This window comes from Gemmobacter caeni (genome assembly GCF_003054195.1).
Lineage (GTDB): Bacteria > Pseudomonadota > Alphaproteobacteria > Rhodobacterales > Rhodobacteraceae > Gemmobacter > Gemmobacter caeni.
The window spans coordinates 115,739-133,528 of sequence record NZ_QBKP01000012.1 but is presented as its reverse complement, the minus strand read 5'-3'; the positions used below and the strand labels follow the sequence as shown (position 1 = coordinate 133,528).

Annotated in this window: 14 protein-coding genes; 9 read left to right on the top strand and 5 right to left on the bottom strand. The window is 67.4% G+C overall.

The features are described from left to right. Positions 1 to 5: 5 nt before the first annotated feature. Both C8N34_RS17560 and C8N34_RS17555 read left to right on the top strand, forming a co-directional pair. Positions 6 to 2,150, top strand: a complete 2,145-nt coding sequence (locus C8N34_RS17560; protein ID WP_108129854.1) for a thiamine pyrophosphate-dependent enzyme — start codon at positions 6 to 8, stop codon at positions 2,148 to 2,150. Then, positions 2,147 to 3,697, top strand: a complete 1,551-nt coding sequence (locus C8N34_RS17555) for an indolepyruvate oxidoreductase subunit beta family protein (RefSeq protein WP_108129853.1) — start codon at positions 2,147 to 2,149, stop codon at positions 3,695 to 3,697. Before C8N34_RS17560 ends, C8N34_RS17555 begins: the two co-directional genes overlap by 4 nt. Positions 3,698 to 3,767: 70 nt before the next feature. Here C8N34_RS17555 and C8N34_RS17550 read toward each other — a convergent pair whose 3' ends face one another. From C8N34_RS17550 to C8N34_RS17540, 3 genes are all read right to left on the bottom strand, one after another. Further along, the gene (locus C8N34_RS17550; protein WP_108129852.1) at positions 3,768 to 4,262 is read right to left on the bottom strand and encodes a flavin reductase family protein; all 495 of its coding nucleotides are present in this window, start codon (positions 4,260 to 4,262) and stop codon (positions 3,768 to 3,770) included. After that, positions 4,262 to 5,491 carry a styrene monooxygenase/indole monooxygenase family protein gene (locus tag C8N34_RS17545; protein WP_108129851.1) on the bottom strand — a complete coding sequence of 410 codons (1,230 nt, stop codon included), beginning with the start codon at positions 5,489 to 5,491 and terminating at the stop codon, positions 4,262 to 4,264. The genes C8N34_RS17550 and C8N34_RS17545 overlap by 1 nt, the downstream gene beginning before the upstream one ends. Positions 5,492 to 5,560: 69 nt before the next feature. Beyond that, a complete protein-coding gene (locus C8N34_RS17540; RefSeq protein ID WP_108129850.1) occupies positions 5,561 to 6,328 on the bottom strand; it encodes an SDR family oxidoreductase in 768 nt (255 codons plus the stop codon). Between the two features lie 107 nt (positions 6,329 to 6,435). On the opposite strand from C8N34_RS17540, the gene C8N34_RS17535 reads away from it, so the two are divergent. Then, positions 6,436 to 7,485 carry an AraC family transcriptional regulator gene (locus tag C8N34_RS17535; protein WP_108129849.1) on the top strand — a complete coding sequence of 350 codons (1,050 nt, stop codon included), beginning with the start codon at positions 6,436 to 6,438 and terminating at the stop codon, positions 7,483 to 7,485. A 54-nt stretch (positions 7,486 to 7,539) separates the two neighbouring features. Here the strand turns inward: C8N34_RS17535 and C8N34_RS17530 are convergent, their stop codons facing one another. Further along, complete coding sequence (locus tag C8N34_RS17530; RefSeq protein WP_108129848.1) at positions 7,540 to 9,315, bottom strand: calcium-binding protein; 1,776 nt, start codon at positions 9,313 to 9,315, stop codon at positions 7,540 to 7,542. Between the two features lie 140 nt (positions 9,316 to 9,455). Between C8N34_RS17530 and C8N34_RS17525 the strand changes: the two genes are divergently transcribed. From C8N34_RS17525 to C8N34_RS17510, 4 genes are read left to right on the top strand one after another with little or no spacing between them, the layout of a single operon-like run. Next, a complete protein-coding gene (locus C8N34_RS17525; RefSeq protein WP_108129847.1) occupies positions 9,456 to 10,157 on the top strand; it encodes a Crp/Fnr family transcriptional regulator in 702 nt (233 codons plus the stop codon). Between the two features lie 3 nt (positions 10,158 to 10,160). Beyond that, a complete protein-coding gene (locus tag C8N34_RS17520; protein ID WP_108129846.1) occupies positions 10,161 to 11,972 on the top strand; it encodes a CHASE2 domain-containing protein in 1,812 nt (603 codons plus the stop codon). Positions 11,973 to 11,976: 4 nt separating this feature from the next. Next, positions 11,977 to 13,041 (top strand): DmpA family aminopeptidase, encoded by a 1,065-nt coding sequence (locus tag C8N34_RS17515; protein ID WP_108129845.1) that lies wholly within the window; start codon positions 11,977 to 11,979, stop codon positions 13,039 to 13,041. 35 nt (positions 13,042 to 13,076) lie between these two features. Further along, positions 13,077 to 13,898: a 2-dehydro-3-deoxygalactonokinase gene (locus C8N34_RS17510; RefSeq protein ID WP_108129844.1), complete on the top strand. Its 822-nt coding sequence runs from the start codon at positions 13,077 to 13,079 to the stop codon at positions 13,896 to 13,898. Between the two features lie 3 nt (positions 13,899 to 13,901). Here C8N34_RS17510 and C8N34_RS17505 read toward each other — a convergent pair whose 3' ends face one another. Then, entirely contained in the window at positions 13,902 to 14,378 is a 477-nt protein-coding gene (locus tag C8N34_RS17505; protein WP_054303152.1) for an RrF2 family transcriptional regulator, read from the bottom strand. Between the two features lie 120 nt (positions 14,379 to 14,498). On the opposite strand from C8N34_RS17505, the gene C8N34_RS17500 reads away from it, so the two are divergent. Both C8N34_RS17500 and C8N34_RS17495 read left to right on the top strand, forming a co-directional pair. Next, a complete protein-coding gene (locus C8N34_RS17500; protein WP_108129843.1) occupies positions 14,499 to 16,136 on the top strand; it encodes an ABC transporter ATP-binding protein/permease in 1,638 nt (545 codons plus the stop codon). Beyond that, positions 16,133 to 17,776, top strand: a complete 1,644-nt coding sequence (locus C8N34_RS17495) for an amino acid ABC transporter ATP-binding/permease protein (protein WP_108129842.1) — start codon at positions 16,133 to 16,135, stop codon at positions 17,774 to 17,776. Before C8N34_RS17500 ends, C8N34_RS17495 begins: the two co-directional genes overlap by 4 nt. Positions 17,777 to 17,790 lie beyond the last annotated feature (14 nt).

Genomic DNA, 17,790 nt, shown 5'->3' with positions numbered 1-17,790 from the left:
CGCGAATGGCCGAACGGTCTTTCAAGGCGGAGGTAGAGCATCTGCGGCTGGGCGCCGGCCAGACCTTCACGGGCGAGGGCATCCTCGCCATTACCAAGGCGCTGCTGGAAAATGGCGTGGGGTATGTCGGCGGCTATCAGGGCGCGCCCATCAGTCACCTGATGGATGTGCTGGCCGATGCCGAGGAATTGCTGACCGAACTGGGCGTCCGGTTTGAGGCGAATGCCAACGAGGCTGCGGCGGCGGCAATGCTGGCAGCCAGCGTACATTACCCGATCCGCGGCGCGGTCACCTTCAAGGGGCCGGTCGGCGTCAACGTCGCCTCGGACGCGCTGGCGAACCTCAGCGATTCCGGCGTGAAGGGCGGCGCGCTGGTCATCGTGGGCGAGGATTACGGCGAAGGTTCCTCGATCATGCAGGAGCGCAGCCATGCCTTTGCGATGAAATCGCAGATCTGGCTGCTGGACCCGCGTCCCAACCTGCCCTCCATCGTCAAGGCGGTGGGCGACGGGTTCGAACTGTCAGAGGCGTCGAACACGCCGGTCATGCTGACCGTGCGCATCCGGTCCTGCCACGTCACCGGCACGTTCGAAACCCGTGACAACCAGCGCCCCGCCCTGACGGTGCGCGATGCGCTGGCCAATCCGCAAAGCGATTTCCAGCGGGTCGTTCTGCCGCCGTGGACCTACCGGCACGAGCAGGAAAAGATCGACGTACGCTGGCCCGCCGCCGAAAAATTCATCCGTGAACGCGGCCTGAACGAGCGTTTCGGCAAGGAGGGTCCGGTCGGTCTGGTGGTGCAGGGCGGCATGTACAACAGCGTCATCCGCGCCTTGCAGCGGCTGGGCCTTGCCGATCTGCACGGCAAGACCGAACTGCCGCTATATGTGCTGAACGTGACTTATCCGCTGGTCTCGTCCGAGTTTCTGGATTTCTGCGAGGGCAAGCGCGCCGTTCTGGTGATCGAGGAAGGCCAGCCCGAATTCATCGAACAGCAGCTCGCGACCTATCTCTACCGCGCCAAAAGTAACGTGCGGCTGCATGGCAAGGACATCCTGCCGATGGCGGGGGAATATACCGGGCAGGTGCTGCTGGACAGCCTGACCGCCTTCTTCCGCGAAGAGGCCGAGGATTTGCTGCCCGGTCAGGTGCGTGCGCCGAATTTCACCGCGCCCGCCATTCCCGACCTGTCGAAAACCGTGCCGATCCGCCCGCCGGGCTTCTGCACCGGCTGCCCCGAACGCCCGATCTTCGCCGCGCTGAAACTGGCGCAGAAGGAAACCGGCAAGGTGCAGATCACGGCGGACATCGGCTGTCACCTGTTCGCCTCGCTGCCACCGTTCGAGGTGGGCGGCTCGACCATGGGTTACGGGCTTGGCCCCGCCTCCAACGCCGCGTTTGACGGCGGCGGCGAACGCCGCGCGCTGTCCATCGTGGGCGATGGCGGGTTCTGGCACAACGGCCTTTCGTCGTCGATCGGGAACATGGTGTTCAACAAGTCGGATTCCGTGGCGGTGGTGGTGGACAACTACTATTCCGCCGCGACCGGCGGGCAGGACATCCTGTCGTCTCGGGCGAAGAACGATACCAAGGCCACCAACAACCCGATTTCCCGCGCGCTGGAAGGCGTGGGGGTGAAATGGGTGCGGCAGGTCAACCGCACCTATGACGTGCCCGGGCTGAAGAAGCTGTTCATCGAGGCGCTGACGACCGAGGAAAAGGGGCCGAAGGTCATCGTCGCCTCGTCGGAATGCATGCTGAACAAGCAGCGCCGCGAAAAGCCCCTGCGCGCCAAGGCCATCAAGGAAGGTCGCCGGGTCGAGGCACCGCGCTTTGGTGTCGATGAGGCCGTCTGCACCGGCGACCACGCCTGCATGCGGCTGTCTGGCTGCCCTTCGCTGTCCCTGAAAACGCTGGATGATCCCCTGCGCGATGATCCGGTCGCCAGCATCGACCAGACCTGTGTCGGCTGCGGCAACTGCGGCGAGGTGGCGGATGCCGCCGTGCTTTGCCCCAGCTTCTATCGCGCCGATGTGGTGCATAATCCCGGCGCATGGGAAAGCCGCTGGGCCGCCTTCCGCGCCCGCGTCATCGGCTGGCTGCAATCGCGCCGCGCCGCCAGCCGCCTGACTTTCGGAGAAACCGCATGACCGTGCAGCAAAGCCTCGCGCCCCGCCAGCCCGACCCGGCACTGGGGCAGATCATCAAGCTCGCCTGTCTGGCCGTCGGTGGCCAGGGCGGCGGTGTGCTGACCGGCTGGATCGAGGATCTGGCCCGCGCCAATGGCTATGCGGCGCAGGCGACCTCGGTCGCCGGGGTGGCACAGCGCACCGGCGCGACGATCTACTATGTCGAGATGGCACCCTATAATGGCGGGCCGATGCCGGTGTTTTCGCTCGCCCCCGCTTCGGGCGATGTGGACATCATGATCTCGGCCGAGATGATGGAGGCCGGACGCGCCATCATGCGCGGCTTTGTCACGCCGGACCGCACGACGCTGATCGCCTCCACCCACCGGGCGCTGGCTGTGTCGGAAAAGATGGTGCCCGGCAATGGCATCGCCTCGTCCGAAGAAGTGCGCGCGGCGGCCGAAGTCGCGGCGCAGCGGCTGATTCTTGCGGATTTCGAAGGACTGGCGGTCAAGGTCGGTTCGGTGATCTCGGCCAGCCTGTTCGGCGGTCTTGCCGGATCGGGCGCCCTGCCTTTCCCGCGCGAGGCATTCGAGGATGCGATCCGTGCAGGCGGCAAAGGGGTGGAGGCCAGTCTCCGCGCCTTCGCCGTGGGTTATGAGGCCGCGCAGGCCGGTGTCGCCCCGGCTCCCGTGGCAGCACCCAAAAATCATGCGCAGGTCGTGCCGCAGGGCAGTGCCAAACTTCAGGCCGAATGGAACCGCCTGACCGGCCGTATCACGGCCCTGCCCGCTGAGGTGGCCGAGCTGGCGCTGCCCGGTCTTCGCAAGGTGGTGGAATTTCAGGATCTCGCCTATGGCGCCGCCTATCTGGACCGTCTGGAGATGCTGGTCCGGCAGGACCGCGCCGACAAGGCTCATGCCTTCAGCCGCGAGGCCGCGAAATACCTGGCGAATGCCATGGCCTATGACGATGTGATCCGCGTCGCTGATCTCAAGACCCGCGGCGAGCGCTTCAGCCGCATCCGCCGCGAGATGGGTGCGAAAGACGGCAATCTCATGCATCTGACCGAATTCATGCACCCCGGCCCGGCCGAGATTGCCGGGATGCTGCCCGCCGGGATCGGCCGCAAGGTGCAGGACAGCCCGGCCTGGATGGCGCGTCTGGACCGCTGGTTCAACAAGGGCCGCCGCGTACGCACCGATACGATGCCCAGCTTCCTGATGCTCTACACTCTGGGGGGCCTGCGCGGGTGGCGGCTGAAATCGCTGCGCCACGCCGAAGAGATGGCGCATATGGAGCGCTGGATTTCCCGCGCGACGGCGGCTATGGGCCGGAACTACGATCTGGCGGTGGAAATCGTGAAATGCCGCCGTCTGGTGAAGGGCTATTCCGACACCCATGCGCGCGGCCAGTCGAAATTCGACCGCGTGCTCGCCGGGATCGCGCTGATTGAAGCGCGCGAGGATGCCGCCGACTGGGCCCGCCGGTTGCGCGAGGCAGCGCTGCTGGATGAAGAGGGCAAGGCGCTGGATGGCGCGATCGACACGATCCGCAGCTTCGCCTGACAGCGAAGGGCCGCAGCTTCGCCTGAAGTCTGGACCGGAAACAGAAAAGGCGCCCCGTGGGGCGCCTTTGTCATTTCAGCGGCGAAAGCCGGTGAAAGCGCCGCTGTTCATACAGCAAGGGTGGCCCGTCAGCGCTGCGCATCTCGACGATATGCCCGATGAAGATGATATGGCTTGCCGCCTCCACCACCTCGGCCACATCGCAGGACAGCGAGACGGTCGCATCCGCCAGCACCGGAAGGCCACGGCTGTCGGCCTGCCAGTCGCCTTCGGTGAACTTGTCCTCGCCCGTCACGCCACCCACCCCCGCAAAACGCAGCGCCAGTGCGTCGGCGGCGTCTGACAGAAGGTTCACGTTGAACCGCCCGTCCTCGCCCACCGCCGCGCAGGTGCCGGTGGCCCGGTTCAGACAGACCAGCACGCTGGGCGGTTCGGCCGTCACCGAACAGACGGCCGTTGCGGTGATGCCGCGCCGCTCCGCCCCGGCCAGCGCGGTGACAATCGTCACCGCCCCCGGAAAGCGCCCCATGGCGCTGCGAAAGCTGTCCGTATCAACCACACCCATCACGCCGCCCTCAGTTCCGCCAGATAGCTGCCCGCCGCCTGCGGATCGGCAAACCACGGGAAGAAATCGCGCGGATCATCAAAGCCGTTGGCAATGCGCTGCGCCAGACGCGGCTCGGCGCAGGCGGTGCCCATGATCTCCAGAATGAAGGGCGGGGGCGGCAGCAGCATCATGTTGGTCCAGCTCACCACCCATTGCGCATAGTCCCAATAGGCGTCGAAGGTGCCCTGCATCCAGGTCTCGTCAAAGGCGCCGTCGCCATGGGCGAGGATGCGCTTCAGATAGACCGCCGCCGCCTTTGAGGCATTGTTGGACCCCTGCCCGGTGATCGGATCGTTCAGACAAACCGCATCGCCCAGACCCAGCACCTTGCGCCCCGAAGGCAGCGTCGCCACCGGATGCCGCACCGTCGGCGCGAACCGTCCGGCAAGAATGCCGTTGTCATCGGTCAGCGCGATGCCGCGGCAGCGTTCCGCCTCCCACGGCAGGAAGGTTTCAAGGATCTGTTTCGACATCGCCAGATGCGCCTCGGGCGTCTTCACATCGCCCCAGCAATCCATCGGGCCGCCGGGGATACCCTCGAACACCATGATCTCGCAGGGGCCGGTGGTGGTCAGCGCCGGGAAGACGAAATACTCGCCCACACCAGGGATCAGGTTGAAACAGACCGCCGAATGGTCAGCGCGCGGGGTCATGCCGGTCACATAGGTCAGCGCCAGCGCCCGCATCGGCTTGTCATAGGCCGATTTCACCTCGTCGCGGGTGAACAGCTTGCCGATCTCGCCCTTGCCCGAAGCCACGATCACCAGATCGTCGGTGCGGGTATAATGCTCCAGTTCGGCAATCCCGGCGTCGGCAATGACCATCTGGCCGCCCAGCCGGGTGAACTCGGCCATCCAGCGCGGAATCTTCACGCGCTGGTCCACCGAATAGGCATTGCGATCCAGCCGCCCGACCCAATCCACCGCCTTGCCCTGCCCATCCGGCGCCGGCACGGCAAAGCTGATGCCCTCGACCGGCGGGCAGGTGTCGGACCAGAAGTCGATGCCCAGATCGCGCTCGTTCTGCACGGCGGTATGGAACATGCATTGCGACGACAGCACCCGGCCCGAGGCGATGTCCTCCGCCGTCCGGTTCTGGACGATCCGCACCTGATGCCCGGCCTTCAGCAGCCCGATACCCAGTTGCAGCCCCGATTGCCCACCGCCGATGATGGTGATTTTCCGCATTTTTGTCTCCCTGTCTTTATCTTGGTTCAAATATCCCCGCCGGAGGCAGCCGGCGGCCCGGCCCGGCGCCTATTCCATGAGTTTAGGGATGGCGGGCACCGCCTGTTCCGGCCCCATGGCGGTATAGCCGCCGTCCACGCAGATATCGGTGCCGGTGATGAAGCTCGCCTCGTCCGACAGAAGGAAAGCCACGGCGCTTGCCACTTCCTCGGGGTCGCCGGTGCGGCCAAGCAGGTGGAAGGGCGCGGCCACGCGGTCGGTCTTGGCGCGGTCGCCGCCGGTCAGCTGATCCATGATGTTCGACCAGGTCCAGCCGGGCGAAACGGCGTTGACCCGAATGCCCTCGGGCGCCAGATCCATCGCCTGATTGCGCGTCAGTTGCAGGATGGCAGCCTTCGACACCGGGTAAAGCCAGCGCCCGGTCTGCGCCACCCGCGACGAGATTGACCCGAAATTGACGATGGCCCCCCTGTTGCGCGTCAGTTCCTCGCGCACCGCCTGCATCAGCATGACGGACCCCACGATGTTCACATCCAGCGCCTCCAGCCATTCGGCACGCGGGCTGGCGGCGCCGTTATCCAGATAGGAGCAGGCAACATTCACCAGAAAGTCGATGCGGCCAAACCGTTCCTTCGTTGCCGCAACCAGCGCTGCAATATCGGCATCGCTGCGCAGATCGCAGCGGCAATAGCCCAGGTCCGCAGCCTCGGTTCCGCCGTCCGCCAGATCGGCCACCATCACCCGGCAGCCCTCGGCGCGCAGACGTTCGACCACGGCCTGCCCGATTTTCGTGGCCCCCCCTGGAACGATGGCCGTCTTTCCCTGCAATCCGCGCATGGTCGTCTCCCTGTTTGTTTTGAATTTGAAGCAGCCTCCGGCAGCGCGCCCGCGCCCGCTATCCGCCAAAAGCGCGGACTATCCGCAAAACGAAAAAATCGACGGGAATGCTGCGCGCAGGCACCCAAAGCGTGTTACGCTTCACCATGGAGGGCACCTGGATGCTGGACCATGCGCCGCGGCCGCTGGCCGCGCATCTCTTGTTCGAAAGCCGCGATCTGGACGAGGCGCGGGACAAGGTTGCGCGCGTGTTCTGCCCGCATCGGCTCGATACCGTGCGCGGCAGGTTCCATGCCCGCCAGCACCATCTGCCGGGCGAGAAGCTGTCGCTGAACTACATCGAATATGGCGCCAAGACGATGATCGCGCCGGGCGCGCTGCGCGATTTCTATCTGGTGCAGATCCCGCTGTGTGGCGGGGCGTCCATCGTCAACGGCGGCGACCGCTACACCAGCGACCCGGGCCGCGCGGCGGTGCTGAACCCCCATCGGGAAACCACGATGATCTGGGAGGAAGGCACCCGGCAGGTCCTGTTGCGCATCGACCGGGCGGCGATGCAGTCGCATCTGTCGCGCCAGCTTGGCGCCCCCGCATCGGCGCCAGTCACCTTTCAGGGTGCGCTTGATCTGCGCAGCGGGGCGGGGGCGGCGCTGCGGCGGCTGGTGCTGTGGCTGGTGGCAGAGGCGGATGACGGCGCGGCGCCCCTGACCGGGCTGATGGGGCGACAACTGGAGGAAACGCTGCTTTCCGGCCTGCTGGATGCGCATCGCCACGATTATGCCGCGCATCTGGGCCGCAGCCGTTCCGCGCCGCGCCCCCGCCACCTGAGGCTGGCCGAGAGCTTCATCGAGGCGCATCTGGATCAGCCGATCACGCTCGAGGATGTGGCCGAGGCCGCGGGGACCAGCGCGCGCAACCTGCAACTCGCCTTCCGCCAGTATCGCGGCACCACGCCGCTGGCCTTCTGGCGCGACCGGCGGCTGACGCGCGCGCATGCCGATCTGATTGCCGCTGCGCCCGGAACCCGTGTCACCGATGTGGCGCTGCGCTGGGGGTTCGCGCATTTCGGCCGCTTTGCCGAAAGCTATCGCCTGCGGTTCGGCCTGACCCCGCGCGATACGCTGCGGGCGGCGCTGGGGCCGGGATATCAGGATTGAAACGCCGAACCCCCGGCCCGCAGGCCGGGGGCGGCAGCCCATCCTCCGAGGGGATCAGAGGAAGAAATTGGCTGCTGTCAGTTCGTGGACGCCGTCAAGGCGGATCACCAGATCGGCCACGCCGTCACCATCCACATGCGCCTCCACGAAGGTATTGCCGTCCTGCACGAAACTGCGCACCGTGCCCGCGCCGCTGCCGAACTGCACGAAGGCAAAGCCCTGATCGCCCGCCAGTGCCGGATTGGTGTCGATCCGGCCCAGATAGATCAGATCCTCGGCATCGCTGAAGTCGGTGATACGGTCGAACCCGCCGGGCGTGTTCGGCGATTCTGCTGTGAAGTCGAAGACAAACCGATCCGCCCCCGCGCCACCGGTCAGAACATCGGCCCCCAGACCGCCGGTCAGGATGTCGCGGCCCTCCCCACCCGAGATCACATCATTCTCGGCGCCACCGGACAGCACGTCATCCCCGGCATCGCCTTGCAGGCGGTCGATGCCGTCCCCACCGGACAGCGTGTCATTCTCGCTGCCACCGACCAGCGTATCGTTGCCCGCACCGCCATCCAGCCGATCCGCACCGGCCTCGCCGAACAGACGGTCGTTTTCAGTGCCACCCCGCAGCTGATCGTTGCCATTGCCGCCCAGCAGCAGGTCAGCGCCCTCGCCGCCATCCTGAACGTCATTTCCCTCGCCACCACGCAGGGTATCGGCCCCGCCTGCGCCGGTCAGCCGGTCATTCCCGTTGCCGCCGTCCAGAACATTGTTCTGGCTGTCGCCGGTGATCGCATCTGCATTGCCGGTGCCGACGACATTTTCAAATCCGGTGTACTGGGTATTGGCGAAGCGCCCGTTCACGTTGATCGAGTTGATCGCCCGCGCAAGGGTGAAGAACTGGGTCAGGCCGTTGAAGTCGATGGTATCGGTGCCCACGCCACCATTGATGAAATCGGCGTCGCTCCGGTTGTCGGCCCGCACCAGATCATCGCCGGTGCCCGCGTCGATACGATCATTGCCGCCGCCCCCCTGAATGGTGTCATTGTCGGTGCCGCCCGAGATGGTGTCATTGCCGAAACCGCCGAAGATCACGTCACGGCCGCTGTCGCCGATGATCTGGTCATCGCCATCGCCACCATCCAGCAGATCATTTTCCGAACCGCCATAGAGAACGTCATTCTCTGTGCCGCCATACATCGTATCCCGGCCGGTTCCCCCGAACAGGACGTCGGTGCCGCTGTCCCCCATCAGGCTGTCGTCCCCGCTGTCACCGATCAGCCGGTCACGGTCAGCGCCACCAAAGATCGTGTCATTGCCGGTGCCGCCGTCCAGCGTGTCATTGCCCCCGGCCCCCGAAACCCTGTCGCGTCCATCGCCGCTCAGGATCACGTTCACCCCGTTATTCCCCGCGAGGATGTCATTGTGCCGCGAGCCGGTGAGGTTCTCGATATTGCGCAGCACATCCCCTTCGGCAAAGCCGCCGGATTGCGCCCCGGTGCGGGTCAGGTTCACGTTCACAGCAGCGGTAGAGGCGGTGTAATCCACCAGGTCGATATCGGTGCCGCCGTCGATGGTGTCGCGTCCCTCGCCCGCGCGGATCGTATCATTGCCCGCCTCACCAAGGATCGAGTCGTTGCCCGAACCGCCGATCACGCCGCTGCCATCCTCGATGACATCGTTGCCGCTGCCCGCGAAAACGGTGTCATCGCCATCGGTGATCAGGATGCGGTCATTGCCGCCCAGCGCCGAAATCTTGTCATTGCGGAAGCCGGGAATGCCAAGCGTGAAGCGGTCGTCCAGGAAGTTCGAAAGGTCGTTGCCAATGATGTCAGCCATGATCGTTTCTCCATCGTGCCGGGTTACTTGCTGCGATCACATTGGCGCAGGGCGGTCGCCTGCGCTGTTCCCGGCGGAACAGGCTTGCCCAAGCCCGGCGGATCGGCGCAGCATGGGACAACCGATGCCCGGAGACCGCGATGGAACCCCCTTTGCCCCGACCCGCATTCTGGCGGTCTTTCGAAATGTTCTCGGGCCTGCCAGCCGAGGCACTGGCGGCGCTGGCCGCCACTGCTCGCCGCCGCCGCTGGCAGTCCGGCGAGGTGCTGTTTCAGCGTGGCGAGCCGGGGGAGTGGATGCTGGCACTGGCGGATGGCCGGGTGAAGCTGACGCTGCTGACCCCGCAGGGGCGCGAACTGATCCTGCGCCATGCCGAGGCGGGCGATACCCTGGGTGAATTTGCCCTGATCGACGGCGAGCCCCGCTCTGCCGATGCTACCGCCGTCGCTCCGACGGAAGGCTGGCTGCTGGAGCGCGCGCGTTTCGCCGAACTGGCAGAGGCACATCCCGCCCTTGGCATGGCAGCCGCGCGCTACTTCTGCCGCCGTCTGCGCGAGACCACGGATCAGCTGGAAGGCATTGCGCTTTACCAGCTTGAAGCGCGTCTGGCGCGGTTCCTTCTGTTCACTTTGCACCAGATCCATGGCGAGGCCCCGCCGCCCGAGGCCCCCCTGCGGCTGGAGATCAGCCAGACCGAGCTTGCCGCCGTTCTGGGCGCCAGCCGCCCCAAGGTGAACCGCGCGCTGATGGCCTTGCAGGCGGCAGGGGCGCTCAGCCGCGACGGCGGCGTCTGGCACTGTCGCACCGCCGCCCTTGCCCTTCTGGCAGAGCCGGAGGGCTGAGCCTTGTCGCGCAACCTCTGGTCTGCGGCGGTTCTTGCGGCCTGCCTCGCCGTCGCGGCCTTGCTGGTGCTTTCGCCCCCCTGGCTTGCCCTGTGGCAGGAAAGGATTTTTGACCGCCTGATGCTGACCCTGCCGCCCGCCACCCCGGCGCAGCCTGTGACGGTCATCGACATCGGCGCCACCGATGATCTGGGGCAGCCCTGGGATCGCACCGCCACCGCGCGGCTGGTGGCGCGGATCGTGGCGGCGAAACCGCAGGCGACCGGCTTCGATATCGTCTTTTCCGGTGCCTGCGACCGCCCGGTGAATGCCGCGCTGGCGCATGGCTTCGCGCAGGCGCGTTCCGTGCTGGGATTTCTGCTGGCCGCCACACCCGGTGGCGCCCTGCCACCCGATAATCTGGCCGTCGCCGAGGGCATCGCGCTCTGGTCCGCAGCCGGGGCCGAGACACCCTGCCCTGCCTTCACCGCAGCCGCGACCACCGTGGCCAGCGTGGCCCTTCCTGGCGACGGCGACGCTGCTGTGCGGCGCCTGCCTGCGGCGGTCTCTGTCGCCGGAATGGCCTATCCGTCACTCCCGGTCGCACTGGCCCGGCTGGCACACGACGAATCCGGCCCGCTGCTTACCGCAAGCGCACTGCGGCTGGACAAGACCCTGCTGCCCGTCTCCGGCGGCATGATGCGCTTTGTCCCCTCCGCTCCCGATCACTGGATTGGCCGCACGCTGCCCGCAGCAGGCGTGCTTTCGGGCGAGTTCCGGCTGCCGGAGGATGCGCTGATCCTTGTCGGCTCCAGCCTGCCCGAGGCGGGTGGCCTGCGTCCCACGGCGGCGAGTCCGGTCACGCCCTCGGTGCAGATCATGGCCGATATGACCGAACAGATTCTTGCCGGGCACCTGCCCTGGCGCCCCGACTGGGGCAAGGCCGCCGAGGCGCTGGCGGTGCTGGTGCTGGGTCTGGCCGGGCTTTGGCTGCTGGCCACCCTGCCGCCCGTGGGCGCCAGCCTCATCCTGGCAGCGGGCGGCCTGCTCTGGGCCGGGTCCGTCATGCTGCTGTGGCGCGGCAGCGGCCTGCTGCTCGATCCCGTTTCGCCGCTGCTGGCCGCCTTCGGGGCGCTGGCACTGGCGCTGCTCTCCCGCGCCGCGCTGGCCAGCCGGGCCGAGCGTGCCCTGCGCGCCCGCATGGCGCAGCTTGTTCCGCCCGCGCTGGTTTCCCGCATCGCCGCTGACCCCGGCCTGATGCGGCTGGAGGGCGAGCTGCGCGAGGTTACCGCCCTGTTCACCGACATCGAAGGCTTCAGCATCGCCACCGCCGAAATGGGCCCGCGCGAGATGGTCGCCCTGCTGGATGCCTATTTTGCGGTGGCCTGCGGCATCGTGCTGAAACACGGCGGCATGATCGACAAGCTGGTGGGCGATTCCGTACATGCGCTGTTCAACGCGCCACTGGACCAACCGGGGCATGAAGCTGCGGCGCTGGCCTGCGCCGCCGATCTGATGGCGGCGACAGAACGGTTTCGCACCACCCATGGCGGTTTCGGCCGCACCCGGATCGGGCTGGAAACCGGCCCGGCGGTGCTGGGCGATGTGGGCCATGGCGGGCGCATCGACTATACTGCCCATGGCGCAGCGGTGAACCTTGCCGCCCGCCTGCAAGAGGCAAACAAGCGCTTCGGCACCGCCTGCTGCATCGGCCCCGAACTGGCCCGCCGCTGCCCCGAGACCGTGCGCCCTCTGGGCGAAGCCGACATCCGCAGCTTTGGCCCCCTGCCGCTTTACACCCTGCGGACCCCCGCATCCCATTCCCCGGAGAAGTGACCCGATGACCCGACCACCCCGCGCCCGCGACCTTGGCCTGCCGTTCCCCGGCACGCCCGGCCCGCTGAATGCCATCACCGATGTGCCGGGGGTGGAGGTCGGCTTCTGCACGCTGACCGATCCCACCCGCGACTTGCGCACCGGCGTCACCGCCATTCTGCCACGCGGCAAGGGCACCACGCCGATCCCCGTCACCGCCGGTCATTATGCACTGAACGGCAATGGCGAGATGACGGGCACCCACTGGATCGACGATGCGGGCTATTTCCTCGGTCCGGTGATGATTTCCAATACCCATGCCATCGGAGCCTGCCACACCGGCGCCGTACAATGGATGATCGACACCTATGCCGACCATTTCGCCGGGGTCGCCTGGGCCATGCCGGTGGTGGCGGAAACCTATGACGGTATCCTGAATGACATCACCCGACTGAGCGTGACGCCCGACCATGCCCGCGCCGCGCTGGACGCGGCGGGCACGGGCGCGGTGGCCGAAGGCTCGACCGGCGGCGGCAACGGCATGATCGCCTATGAGTTCAAGGGCGGCACCGGCACCGCCTCGCGCCGGGTCGATCTGGGTGGGGAATGGACGGTGGCCGCGCTGGTGCAGGCGAATTTCGGCATCCGGCCCTGGCTGACCATCCTCGGCAAGCCGGTCGGGCAGATGCTGACCGGGGACCGGCTGCTGCCGCGCGAAACCGGCTCGATCATCGTGATCCTTGCCACCGACGCGCCGCTGTCGCCGCTTTCCCTGCGCGCGCTGGCGAAACGCGCGGCCATCGGCATCGGGCGCACCGGCACGCCGGGGGGCAACAGTTCGGGCGACATCTTCCTCGCCTTCACTACAGCCAATCCGCAGCCGATGGCCGAGCGTGCCAAGCTGTTGCGCCAAGTGACGGAACTGAACCCGGACCATCTGGACCCGATCTATCTGGCAGCGGTCGAGGCGGTGGACGAGGCCGTGGTCAATGCCATGGTTGCCGGCGAAGACGTGCCGACGATCAAGCCGCGCGGCAAGATCTGTCGTGCCATCGGGCGCGAGCGTCTGGCCGCGCTGTTCCGCGATTGATACATGGCCGGAACCGCAATGCGAAAGGCCAAGGCATGACCCCCGAATGGATCGCCGCCGACTGTACGGCAGACCACCTGCGCCTCTGGGCCATGGGGTCAGAGGGGATTTTTGCCCGCGCAGAGGCCCCGGTCGGGGCCGACCCTCTGGCAACCCTGCACGCGCTGGCCGCACCTTGGCTGACCGAAGGACGGCAGATCGAGGTCATTGCCAGCGGCCTTGCCCCCGTCACTGCCCTGCGCATCGTGCCCTGCACCCCGGTCGCGACCGCTGTACCTGTGCCCTCGGACGATTCCAGCCTGAGCCTGCGGCTTGTGCCCGGCCTGCGACAGGATCGCCCCGCCGATCTGACACAGGGTGCCGAGGTGCGAATTGCAGGGGCGCTGCGGGTGCTGGGCGACTTCGACGGGGTGATCTGCCTGCCGGGTCTCACGACAGTCTGGGCGCATCTGAGCGCGGGCGAGGTCGTCAGTTTTCAAAGCTTCGCGACTGGCAGCCTGCTGGCTGCGCTGACCGGGGACATCGCCGGGCCACTGGAAACCGCCGCCTTTACGGAGTCCCTTGCCACCACGCGCGCGCGGCCCGAGCGGCTTGCCGCCCAGATTGCCAGCCTGAGGGCAGAAAGCCTCCTCTCGGGTCTGTCTGCAACGACACTCCGCTCGCGGGCCACAGGGTTGTTTATTGGCGCCGAACTGACCGCGGCACGCCCCTATTGGCTGGGCCAACGCGTGGTTCTGGCCGGGGAAGGCTCTGAGCCCTATCGTCTGGCTCTGGCAGCCGAGGGCGTTCAGGCCGAAACCTTGCCCGAGGAAGCCTGCATCCTCGCAGGTCTGGCCCTGCTGCACACGGCGGGCTGAGCGTCAGGCCAGAGCATCGTCGCGCGGACATGTCAAACCCCGCGCCGGGCTCATCTCCAGCAATCTGTTCAAACCGCAGTTGCCCTTCACCAGATCGGCCAGCGTCACCATGTCCAGTTCGTGAAAGAACGCCTCCAGCGCGCGGGTCAGGTAATTGCGCAACCGGCAAGTGGCGGTCAGCGGGCAGGTATTGCTGTCCGGATCGAAGCATTCCGCGAAGGGCACGCCACTTTCAAAACTGCGAAACACCTCGCCCACCGAAATTGCCTCCATCGACCGGGCGAGCCGCAAGCCGCCCGCGCGCCCGCGCAGCGTTTCGACATACCCGCCCGCCTGAAGCAGGTTCACCACCTGCAACAGATGATTGACCGAGGCATTGCAGCGTTCGGCGATTTCGGCGGTGCGGACGGTCCGGCCCTCGTTCACGGCGCAGAACATCAGCACGCGGGTAGCAAGGTTGGTTCGGGTTGTCAGACGCATGAAAGTCCTGTTGCATGGGCGACTTTACCGCATGTGCCACGAAAGCCCGTCCTTGTATCTGATCCAGATCAGACGGCGGGCAGATAACTGGTATCCGCCCTGTGACTTGAGGATGAAGGGATGCAGCCGGACAGCCGAAGCGGGATGCTCGCACAGGCGATGGCGCCAGAACGGCGGCGCCTGCGACTGGCCGCCGCCATATCGGCGGGGGCCGCGCTGGTCTGGCCGGTGCAGGCTGCTCTGCTGGCATGGTCCATCGGCAGGTTGGTGGCAGATCTGCCGGTGCCGCCGCTGCCCGTGGCGCTGGGATTTGTCTGGCTCGGTCTGCTCCGCATGGCCCTGGGCCTCTGGGCAGAACGGCTGGTGCAATGGGCTGCCGAAACCATCATCAGCGGCCTGCGCGACCGCATTCTGTGCGCCGAGGCGGCCCGCGCCACCGAGACGGCCTTTGGCGGGCCCGGCTCGGTCGCCGCGCTGGCCGGCGAGAAGCTGGCGATGCTGGCGCCCTGGCTGCTGCGGTATGGCCCTGCCCGCGCCCGTGTCGCGATCGTGCCGCCCATCCTGCTGGTGCTGAGCTTCGGCCAGTCCTGGGCGGCAGGACTGATCCTGCTGATCACCGGCCCGCTGATCCCGCTGTTCATGGCGCTGGTCGGCATGGCCGCGAAAGAGGCCAGCGCCCGCCAGCTTGCAGGGATCGGGACTCTGAACGACCTGTTGGTGGAACGCCTGTCGGCGCTGGCCGACATCCGGTTGCTGGGGGCGGGGCCGCAGGTGGCAGAGGGCTTCGCCAGCGAGGCCGCTACCCTGCGCCAGCGCAGCATGGCGGTGCTGCGGCTCGCCTTCCTGTCTTCGACCGTGCTGGAACTGTTCGCTGCCATCGGCGTGGCGATGATGGCGGTCTATGTCGGGTTTTCGCTGCTTGGCCTGCTGGATTTCGGCACATGGGGCACGCCGCTGACCCCGGCGCAGGGCATGTTCCTGCTGCTCCTGGCACCCGAGTTCTATCAGCCGCTCCGCGATCTGGCCGCCGCCTGGCACGACCGGGCCGCCGCAGATGCCCTGCGGGACGAATTGGACCAGTGGCAGGCCGCCCCCGGCCCGGATCGTCCCGGCGCAGGGGGGCGTGCCGAGCCACTGCCCGGCCCGGCCGATCTGAGCCTGACTGGCTGCCACCTGCCTTCCGGCGCCTGCCTGCCCGATATCAGGATCGCGGCTGGCGAGGCGGTGGCGCTGGTCGGCCCTTCCGGGGCCGGGAAAACCAGTGCCCTGCGGCTGATGGCCGGGCTGGCCACCGCGGCACCGGGCGAGGTGCACGTGGCGGGCGGGCAGAAGCTCGACGCCGCGACCGCCGATGGCTGGCACGCGCGCATCGGCTGGATGCCGCAGCGCGTGCATTTCCCGGGCGCCACCCTTGACGCCAGCCTGCGGCTGGGCCGCGAGGGCGATCTTGGGGCGGCCATGGAAGCCGCAGCGGCTGGCCATCTCACCCCGCGCCTGCGCACGCGGCCGGGCGAAACCGGGGGCGGCCTGTCGGGCGGCGAGGCGCGGCGCCTGTCGCTGGCCCGCGCCCTGCTGACCACGCCTGATGTGATCCTCGCTGACGAGCCGACTGCCGATCTGGATACGGAAACCGCGCGTGCTGTCACCGAGGGCCTGCTGTCCCAGCGAGCAAGAGGTGCGACACTGGTCATCGCCACCCATGACCCTGCACTTGCTGCACGCATGGACCGCATCATCCATATCGGAGGCGCCACATGAGCGCGCTTTGGCAGATCCTGCGCCTGATGCTGCGGGACCAGCGCACCGCCCTGCTGCGCGGCGCGGCATTGTCAGTGCTGGTGCTGGCGATGGGCGTGGCGCTGCTGGGTCTTTCAGGCTGGTTCATCACCGCCGCTGCCGCAGCCGGTCTGGCCGGGGTGGGGGCCACGTTTGACGTCTTCCGCCCCTCGGCCATGGTGCGCTTTCTGGCACTGTGCCGTGCCGCTGCGCGATATGGCGAGCGGCTGGCCACCCATGACGCCACACTGCGTGCGCTGGAAAGCCTGCGGCTGCGCCTGATGGCTGGCCACCTGGCCGCACCCTGGCAAAGGCTGATCCGGCTGCGCGGCGCCGAGGTGCTGAACCGGCTGACCGCCGATATCGACGCTCTGGACGGGCTGCCCCTGCGGCTGGCGCTGCCGGTTCTGGCCGGGGGGCTGACGCAGCTACTTGCCTTCGGGGTTCTGTGGTTTCTGGCCGGTTGGCAGGTCGCACTCTGGCTGGCCGCCGTTTCAATCACCGGCGCGGCACTGGTGCTGTGGCGAACCGGGCGCCGAACACTGCGCCCCTCGCGCCGCGCCGAGGCTGCGGCACAGGCTTTTCGTACGCGGCTGATTGACCTGATCCGCAGCCGCGATGATCTGGCGGTCTATGGCCATCTGGAACATCAGCTTGCCGCAACCCGCAAGGCCGAGATCCGCCGCCGTAATATGCAAAACCAGCTCGACCGACTGGACCGGCGGGCGGGGGCAGCCCTTGTCACACTGACCAGCCTGTCGGCCGGTGGTGCGCTCTGGCTGGGCCTGACCCTGACCCAGCAGGGACGGCTCAGCCCAGCGCTGGCGGCGCTGGGGGTCTTTGCCGCGCTGGCGCTGGCCGAGACGCTGATACCCCTGCGGCGGGCAGTCGCCGATCTTGGCCGGATGGCAGATGCAGCGCGGCGCGTCCGGGGCGGGCTGAGTGTTGCACTGCCCGTCGCCAGCATGGGCACCTACACAGGATCGGGCGGTATTCGGGTGCATGACCTTTGCCTCGCCCGCCCCGGCGACAACCAGCCGCTGACCCCGCCGCTGAGCTTTTCCGTCGCGCCAGGCGAGACCGTGGCGCTGACCGGCCCCAGCGGCGCGGGCAAATCCACCGTCCTGCTGGCGCTGGCGGGCCTTCACCCGCCGCTGTCCGGCCAGATCACCCTCGCAGGTCGTGCGCTGGCGGATTGGGACGAACCCGCATTGCGCGATCTGTTGACACTGATGCCACAACGCGCGGGCCTGATGGGCGGGACCGTGGCCGAGGCGCTGCGCCTCGCTGCCCCTGACGCGGCCGAGGCCGAGTTGTGGCAGGCTCTGGAGGCAACCGCGCTGGCGGAAACGATCCGGGCGCGCGGCGGGCTGGATCTGCGTCTGGGCAGCGGCGGCAGTGGTCTGTCAGGGGGCGAGGCGCGGCGGCTGGTACTGGCCCGTGCCCTGCTGCGCCGCCCGGCCATCCTTTTGCTGGACGAACCGACCGAAGGGCTGGACCCTGATACCGCAAACCGCGTCCTGAGCGGCCTCCGCGCCCATCTGCCGCAGGCCGCAATCCTGCTGGCATCGCATCGCGAGACCGAAACTGCACAAACGCTACGAAACGTCACAGTTCATTAACTGGAGGCAGTGAT